Source organism: Actinokineospora sp. (assembly GCF_050699995.1).
GTDB lineage: Bacteria > Actinomycetota > Actinomycetes > Mycobacteriales > Pseudonocardiaceae > Actinokineospora.
This window is the reverse complement of sequence record NZ_JBOHGC010000382.1, coordinates 1-7576: the sequence shown is the minus strand read 5'-3', so window position 1 is coordinate 7576 and position 7576 is coordinate 1. Positions and strand designations below refer to the sequence as shown.

The following is a 7576-nucleotide window of genomic DNA, read 5'->3' as shown; positions in this document are numbered from 1 at the left end:
CCATTCGCGAGTCCAACATTCAAAACAGCGAGGCCAACGTTGAAAACAATGAGTCCGACGTTGGGAACAACCAGTTCGACGTTCGTGACGTGGAGTCCACGATCAGGAACCGCACGGCCTCATACCGAAGCCGGAACGCACGCTCCGAACGTTGAACTCACTGTTCTCAACGTTGGACTCGTTGTTCTCGACGTTGGACTCGCGGGGTCAGGTCGGGGGGGTCAGTTCGGTTGCCAGGCCTGCGACGGGGCCGATGATCGTCACTGCGGGCGGGCGAATCCCCTCCACCACCACGTCCTCGGCCACTGAGTCCAAAGTGGACCGGAGGATCCGCTGGTTCCGTGTGGTGCCCTCCTGCACCACTGCCACCGGGGTCGACGGGGGGCGACCGCCGCCGATCAAGGCCTTGGCGAACTGGTCCAGCTTGTCCACGCCCATCATCAGCACGATGGTGCCGCGCAGCTTGGCCAGTGCGGACCAGTCGGTCAGCGAGGTCGGGTCGTCGGGCCCGACGTGCCCGGAGACGACCACCACTTCGTGTGCCACACCCCGGTGTGTCACGGGCACATCAGCCACCGCGGGCACCGCGAACGCCGACGTGATGCCTGGGACGACAGTGACCGGCACCCCGGCCTGCGCGCAGGCGATCAGTTCCTCGAAGCCGCGGCCGAACAGGTACGGGTCGCCGCCCTTGAGCCGCACGACGAACTTGCCCGCGCGGGCATGGGTGATCAGGGCGTCGTTGATCGCTTCCTGGGTGGCGGCGCGGCCGTAGGGGATCTTGGCCGCGTCGATCACCGTGACCGACGGCGGGAGTTCGTCGAGCAGGTCGCGGGGGCCCAGGCGGTCGGCGACGACCACGTCGGCTCGGGACAGGAGCCGCCTGCCGCGGACGGTGATCAGCTCCGGGTCGCCAGGGCCGCCACCGACCAGGGCCACGCCGGGGAGTTCGGGAGTCCGGGCCTGGTCGGACACCCGCCCCTCGCGCAGGGCGTCGAGCAGGGCGTCGCGGACCGCGGCGGAGCGCTGGTGGGCGCCGCCCGCGAGGACGCCGATGAGCAGGCCGTCGTAGGAGCCGCTGGCGGGGGTGACCGCGCTGCCTTCGCTGCCCGCGTCGGCGCGCACGCAGAAGACGCGGACGCGTTCGGCCTCCGCGGCCACCGAGGCGTTGACTTCGGTGTCGGAGGTGCAGCACAGCACGTACCAGGCGTCGGCCAGGTCGCCGTCGGCGTAGCGGCGTTCGTGCCAGGTCAGCTCGCCCGCGTCGGCCATAGCCTGCACGGACGGGGTGACTTCCGGCGCGATGACCTCGACTTTGGCGCCCGTGGCGACCAGTCGGGGAAGCCTGCGCTGCGCGACGGTGCCGCCGCCGACCACGACGACGCGGCGGCCCGCGAGATCGAGTCCGACCAGATAATGCTGCTCTGCCATTGCGCAAGCATGCCTGGTCCGACGCCGGACGCCACTCACCCACGCCCGTCAGTGTGACGGAACTGGCACCTCGGCCACTCGGACCCGGTATCCGACGCCCCGCACCGACTCGACGACCACCCCCGGCGCACCCGTGCGCAACGAGCGGCGCAATCGTTTGACAGCGGACACCACGGCCTGGGTGTCCCCCACATAGGGCCTGCCCCAGACGTGCGTGGTCAACTCCGCGAACGCCCACACCCGCCCGGGATCACCGGCGAGGGCGAACAGCAGGTCGAACTCGCGCGACGACAGCGTCACCCGGGTGCCGTGCCAGGTCGCCTCCCGAAGAGAGGCGTCGAGGCGCAGCTTGCCCTGTTCGACCACCCGGTGCGCGGGCAGGACCGACTCCCCGTCGAGGACGGACCGCAGGGCCGACGAGTCGGGCAGGTAGAGCACCGCGACTTGGCCGCCGGTGGCCGCGGCGACCGCGGCGAGCTGGTCGGCGGTGGTGCCCACGCAGAACACGAGCGGTGTATCCAGGCCATTGAGCACGCCAACCCCCAGGCACGTCATCCACTGACAAGGCCTTTCGCCACAGGGTTCGCTTTGTTACAGCTTTTTGGACCGTCGGACCCCCTTACCTGAGATCAGGGGTTGGCGGCCCGCGCCACCAAGCCCACGACGACAAGACCCAGCACGACACACATCGGCTGCAGCCAGGAGAACGTGCGGATGACCGCGAGCTGAACCAGGATCCAGCCCACCAGCATCAGGCCCGCGAGCATTGAGCGTGGTCAACGCACCCCGATGGCGGGCCGTCTCCGGGGCGGCTGCCAAGTGTCGTGTCATCTCCAGTCCTTTCGCCGACCTGGTCCTGGTCGGTTCCACCATCGCCTGGGCGGGCGGCGGGCGACGCGGCCGAACAGCCCTGCCGCGCAGGGTCCGAGGTCCGGGCACACCGGCCGCGAATCGACCCGATACCGCCCGCCTGGAGTCCTTCACGGCGGATCACGGGTAGGGAAACGTCGATGGGAACCGGTGGTTATCAGCCAACTACCGGCGGTCACACGCGCGGACACCCCTGACCGCACAAGATGGGAGCGACCTTGTTATCCCACCGTCATCCCGGCCGGGCCTGGCTGGTCCTGCTCACCGCACTGCTAGCCATGCTCAGCACCCTTGCCGCCCCGGCGGGCGCGGAAGCGGACCCAGCCGACAAGATCGAACGGGCCGTCGCCGAAGCCTTGGAAGCCAAGGACAGCAGCGACTTCTGGGTGATGTTCACCGAACAGGCCGACCTGTCCGGCGCGTCCCAGGTCGCCGACTGGAACGCGCGCGGACAGGCGGTGCTCGACGCATTGCGTGCGACCGCGGACCGGAGCCAGGCCGCCGTCCGGGCCGACCTGGATGGCGCCCAGGTCGACTACCAGTCGTTCTTCATCGCCAACGCGCTGCTGGTGCGCGGCGGGACCGCCACCCTGGCCGACTCGCTGGCCAAGCGCGCCGAGGTCGCGTCGATCCTCGCCACCAACACCTACGCCCTGCCCACACCCCAGCCCGGTGCCGACTCGGGCGCGGTGGACGCGGTCGAGTGGGGCCTGGCCGCCATCAACGGCGACGACGTCTGGTCCGGCTTCGGTGTGCGCGGCGAAGGCGTTGTCGTGGGCAACATCGACTCCGGCGTGCAGTTCGACCACCCGGCGCTGGCCGCGAAGTACCGCGGCAACACCGGCTCCGGCACGGTCGACCACAACTACAACTGGTTCGACCCGTCGCGGGTCTGCGCAGGCGGAACCCCGTGCGACAACAACGGCCACGGCACCCACACGATGGGCACGATGGTCGGCGGCGACGGCGCCAACCAGGTCGGCGTCGCCCCCGGCGCACGCTGGATCGCGGCGAAGGGCTGCGAGTCCAACGGGTGCTCCGAAGCGGCACTGCTCGCCTCGGGCCAGTGGATGCTCGCCCCGACCGACTCGACCGGCGCGAACCCGCGTCCCGACCTGCGCCCGCACGTGGTCAACAACTCGTGGGGCTCGTCGAACGGCGGCACGATCGACCCCTGGTATCGAGCCACCGTGCAGGCTTGGCGAGCGGCGGGCATCTTCCCGTCGTTCTCCAACGGCAACTCCGGTCCCAGCTGCAACACCGCGGGCTCGCCGGGTGACAACCGCGAGTCGTACTCGTCGGGCGCGTTCGATGTCAACGGCGCCATCGCCTCGTTCTCCAGCCGTGGCCCCGGTGAGAACGGTGACGTGAAGCCGAACCTGGCCGCGCCAGGGGTCAACGTGCGCTCGTCAGTTCCCGGGAACGGTTACGCGGCCAACAGCGGCACCTCGATGGCCTCGCCGCACACCTCCGGCACGGTCGCCCTGATGTGGTCGTCGGCGCCGAGCCTGGTCGGCGACATCGCCCGCACCGAAGCCCTGCTCGACGACACCGCCGTCGACGTCGACAACCTCACCTGCGGCGGCACGGCTGACGACAACAACGTGTTCGGTGAAGGCAAACTCGACGCCTACGCCGCCGTCGACCGTTCCCCGCGCGGCCCGGTCGGCACGCTCACCGGCACCGTCACCGACGCGTCCACCGCCGCGCCGATCTCCGGGGCCAGGGTCGAGCTGACCGGCCCGAGCAACCGCTCGCTACTGACTGGGGCACCTGGTTCGTATAGCTCCTCCCTTCCTGTGGGCGACTACGCGATCTCGGTCTCGGCATTCGGCTACGGCACGCTCACCGGCACGGCGACCGTCACCGAGGGCCAGACCACGACTCGCGACCTCGCCTTGACGCCGCAACCGTTCGGCGACATCAGCGGCGTCGTGCGTTCGTCCGCCGGATCGCCGGTGGCCAACGCGACGATCCGGATCACTCCTGGGCCCATTCAGTCTGTCACTTCCGGACCGGATGGCGCTTTTGTTATCCACAGGGTCCCGTACGGCGACTACCAGCTCACCGCGTCCGCGGGCGGCTGCTCCGATCCGCGCACCCAGGCCCTGACCGTCGACGGCGCCGAGACGCTCGACTTCACCCTCCCGAACCGCTCGGATTCCTTCGGCCACCACTGCACCCTGGAAACAACGTCCTATGTGGAGGGTGATACCCCGCTGGCGCTGACCGGCGACGACCAGGCGACCCTGGTGTCACTGCCGTTCGAGTTCTTCTTCTACGGCAAGACATACCGCGAAGCGCACGTCGCGACCAACGGCCACGTCAACTTCCTGGCCCGCAGCACGGCGTTCTCGAACGCGGCGATCCCGGGCACGGCCGCGCCCAACGCGGCGATCTACCCGTTCTGGGACGACCTGCTCATCGACGCCGCCAGCCGGGTCATGACGAAGACGTCCGGTACGGCACCGAACCGGGAATTCGTCATCGAGTGGCGCAACGCCACCTTCTATCAGGCCACCACCACGCGAATCGACGTCGAGGCGGTCCTATCGGAGAACGGCGAAGTCTCCCTGCGCTATCGCAATCTCGATTCCGCGAACCCGAGGGAAACCGGCAATTCCGCGACCGTCGGCATCGAGAACGCCACCGGAACCGTGGCGCTGCAGTACTCGCTGAACTCGCCGGTGCTGAGCAACACCCAGTCGGTCCGCTTCACCCCACCCGCCAGCGGCGTGCTGAGCGGCACCGTCACCGACGCGAACGACACCCTGCCGGTCGCGGGCGCGGTGGTCCGGGCGATGAGCGGCGCCACCGAGGTCGCCCAGACCACGACGGCCGCCGACGGCGGCTACCGGCTGCGGCTGCTCGCGGCGGACTACCGGATCGAGGTCACCAAGCAGCACTACGTCGCCGACTCCGAGCCGCTGACCCTCAGCGGCGACCACACCCGGAACGTGGCCCTGAACACGCCGCGCGCGGAGTTGGACACCTCCCCGCTCACGTTCCTCGCCCAGGCCGGACAGCTGCGCACCGCCACGCTGTCGCTGCGCAGCACCAGCGCCCTGTCGCTGGACTACAGCCTCAGCAGCGGCGCGTCGTGGCTGTGGGCGGTGCCGGGGACGTCGAGCGTGAAGCCCGAGTCGGCGCAGGCGGTCACCGTGCGCGTCGACCCGGTCGGCCTGACCCCGGGGGTGCACGACTCGACCATCACGTTCACCACCAACGCGGGTCGCACACCCACGCTGACGGTCCCGGTCCGGCTCGTGGTCCCCGAATACCGAAGGGGAATCAACGTCGGCGGCAGCGGCCTGACCGACCGGAACACCGACGTCTGGGTCGATGACCAGCGCTGGGCCCCGGGCGGTTCCGGCTACCTCAGCGCGGGCCCGGTCACGACCACGCGCAAGGCGATCGCGGGCACCGAGGACGACGCGCTGTTCCAGTCGCAGCGGGAAAGCGCCGGTGGCTACCGGTTCGACACGCTTCCCGCGGGCACGTACCAGGTGCAGCTGAACTTCGCCGAGCTGAACGCTTTCCAGCCGGTCGGCAGGCGGGTGTTCGACGTGTCCGTCAACGGGACGAAGGTGTTGGCGAACTACGACATCGCCGCCCGGGTCGGCGCGCTCACCGCGGACGTGCACGAGTTCTGGGTGACCGTCCCAGATGGAGGGTCGATCGCGATCGAACTCGCCGCCCTGGCGGGCAAGAAACCGCCGGTCCTCAACGCGGTGCGGATCACGCACCGTCCGGACCGGACCACATAGTCCGAGCGGTGCCATCACCCCCGGAGGCAGCCTTCAGCTCGACGGAGGCTGCCTCCGGGCGTTTCGGGGTATCCTGTGGGTAGTCGAGAGAATTCGCGGACCGGACCAGGAACCGTCCGTCTCGACAGACCGGGTGGCCGCCAGCCCCCGGATCGGGCCGCGGATGCCCCGGCAGACACCGACTATGTCGTGGAACCAGGGTCGCGGACCTGACAAATCAGCGTGTTCGTCCCGATCGTCGGTGAACAGGCGCCCAGACACCCGAGACGAGTTATTGCCATGCCATCAAGTGCTCCCGTTCTCGAACGACCTCCCAAAGCACCCAAGCCGATCTTCGGTGAGCCCGCTTCGCGGACCGAGATCATCACGATCCGCGCGTTCCTGATCATCCCGTTCATCGCCCTGCTCGCCGCTGTCCCGCTGATGTGGGGCTGGGGCGTGAGCTGGGTCGACCTGACGGTGGCCGCGCTGTTCTACACGGTGTCCACGCTCGGTGTGACCATCGGCTTCCACCGCTACTTCACCCACGGCGCGTTCAAGGCCAACCGACCGCTGCGGATCGCCCTGGCCATCGCCGGGATGCTGGCCGCGCAGGGCAGTGTCCTGGGCTGGGTCGCCGACCACCGCAGGCACCACGCGTTCTCCGACCGCGAGGGCGACCCGCACTCCCCCTGGCTGTTCGGCACCTCGCCGAAGGCGATCCTGCGCGGCTTCTGGCACGCGCACATGGGCTGGCTGTTCGGGCGCGACCGCACCAACATCGACCGCTTCGCCCCGGACCTCGCCGAAGACCGCGACATCAGGGTGCTCGACAAGCTGTTCCCGCTCTGGGTGACGCTCAGCGTCGCCCTGCCCGCCGTCATCGGCGGCCTGGTCACCATGTCGTGGTGGGGCGCGCTGACCGGCTTCCTGTGGGCCGGGCTGGCCCGGGTCGCCTTCCAGCACCACGTGACGTGGTCGACCAACTCGATCTGCCACATGATCGGCAGCCGCCCGTTCGCCAGCCGCGACCGCTCGGCCAACTTCTGGCCGCTGGCGATCCTGTCGATGGGCGAGTCCTGGCACAACTCCCACCACGCCGACCCGACCTCGGCCCGCCACGGCGTGCTGCGCGGCCAGATCGACATCTCGGCCCGGCTGATCTGGGTGTTCGAGAAGCTGGGCTGGGTGTGGCAGGTCCGCTGGCCCACCCAGGAACGGCTGAACAAGCTGGCGGTGTCGAAGTGAGCGAAGCCATCACCGGTCCGATGTCCACCTTCGCCCGCTCCCGCTCCGACGCCTTGGACGACATGGTCGTCCAGCGCGGCCGGGCCGCGGTCGTTGTCGCCGGCCAGTCCACAGACGTCGAGGACTGCCGGGAACTGCTGCTCATGCTCGGCTTGGACGCCGGCGCCGAGCAGCCGCACGACCCGCTGCGTGCCTATGTCGGCCCGGTGATGTAACCACTGAGCCGCTCGGCCAACGCCGCCCTGTCCCCCGCCGTCGCCGGCCGGTCCGTGCTCGTGGAC

The 7576-nt window shown here is 69.5% G+C and carries 6 protein-coding genes; 3 read left to right on the top strand and 3 right to left on the bottom strand.

Annotated features, from left to right (window positions below):
* Nucleotides 1-207: 207 nt before the first annotated feature.
* From cobA to ACRDSQ_RS18830, 3 genes are all read right to left on the bottom strand, one after another.
* Nucleotides 208-1431 carry a uroporphyrinogen-III C-methyltransferase gene (cobA, locus tag ACRDSQ_RS18840; RefSeq protein WP_431422875.1) on the bottom strand — a complete coding sequence of 408 codons (1224 nt, stop codon included), beginning with the start codon at nt 1429-1431 and terminating at the stop codon, nt 208-210.
* 48 nt (nt 1432-1479) lie between these two features.
* Nucleotides 1480-1929 (bottom strand): winged helix-turn-helix domain-containing protein, encoded by a 450-nt coding sequence (locus tag ACRDSQ_RS18835; RefSeq protein WP_431422873.1) that lies wholly within the window; start codon nt 1927-1929, stop codon nt 1480-1482.
* A 131-nt stretch (nt 1930-2060) separates the two neighbouring features.
* On the bottom strand, nt 2061-2198 hold the full coding sequence (locus ACRDSQ_RS18830; protein ID WP_431422871.1) for a hypothetical protein: 138 nt from the start codon (nt 2196-2198) through the stop codon (nt 2061-2063).
* Between the two features lie 321 nt (nt 2199-2519).
* On the opposite strand from ACRDSQ_RS18830, the gene ACRDSQ_RS18825 reads away from it, so the two are divergent.
* The 3 genes from ACRDSQ_RS18825 to ACRDSQ_RS18815 all read left to right on the top strand — a co-directional run bounded on the left by ACRDSQ_RS18825 (nt 2520) and on the right by ACRDSQ_RS18815 (nt 7510).
* Nucleotides 2520-6068 (top strand): carboxypeptidase regulatory-like domain-containing protein, encoded by a 3549-nt coding sequence (locus tag ACRDSQ_RS18825; protein ID WP_431422869.1) that lies wholly within the window; start codon nt 2520-2522, stop codon nt 6066-6068.
* Nucleotides 6069-6347: 279 nt separating this feature from the next.
* The gene (locus ACRDSQ_RS18820) at nt 6348-7295 is read left to right on the top strand and encodes an acyl-CoA desaturase (RefSeq protein WP_431422867.1); all 948 of its coding nucleotides are present in this window, start codon (nt 6348-6350) and stop codon (nt 7293-7295) included.
* Nucleotides 7292-7510 (top strand): hypothetical protein, encoded by a 219-nt coding sequence (locus ACRDSQ_RS18815; protein ID WP_431422865.1) that lies wholly within the window; start codon nt 7292-7294, stop codon nt 7508-7510. Before ACRDSQ_RS18820 ends, ACRDSQ_RS18815 begins: the two co-directional genes overlap by 4 nt.
* Nucleotides 7511-7576: the final 66 nt, after the last annotated feature.

Coding starts and splice junctions, on each gene's coding strand:
- cobA (WP_431422875.1), bottom strand. CDS start 1,431: ATGGCAGAGCAGCATTATCTGGTCGGACTCGATCTCGCGGGCCGCCGC.
- ACRDSQ_RS18830 (WP_431422871.1), bottom strand. CDS start 2,198: ATGCTCGCGGGCCTGATGCTGGTGGGCTGGATCCTGGTTCAGCTCGCG.
- ACRDSQ_RS18820 (WP_431422867.1), top strand. CDS start 6,348: ATGCCATCAAGTGCTCCCGTTCTCGAACGACCTCCCAAAGCACCCAAG.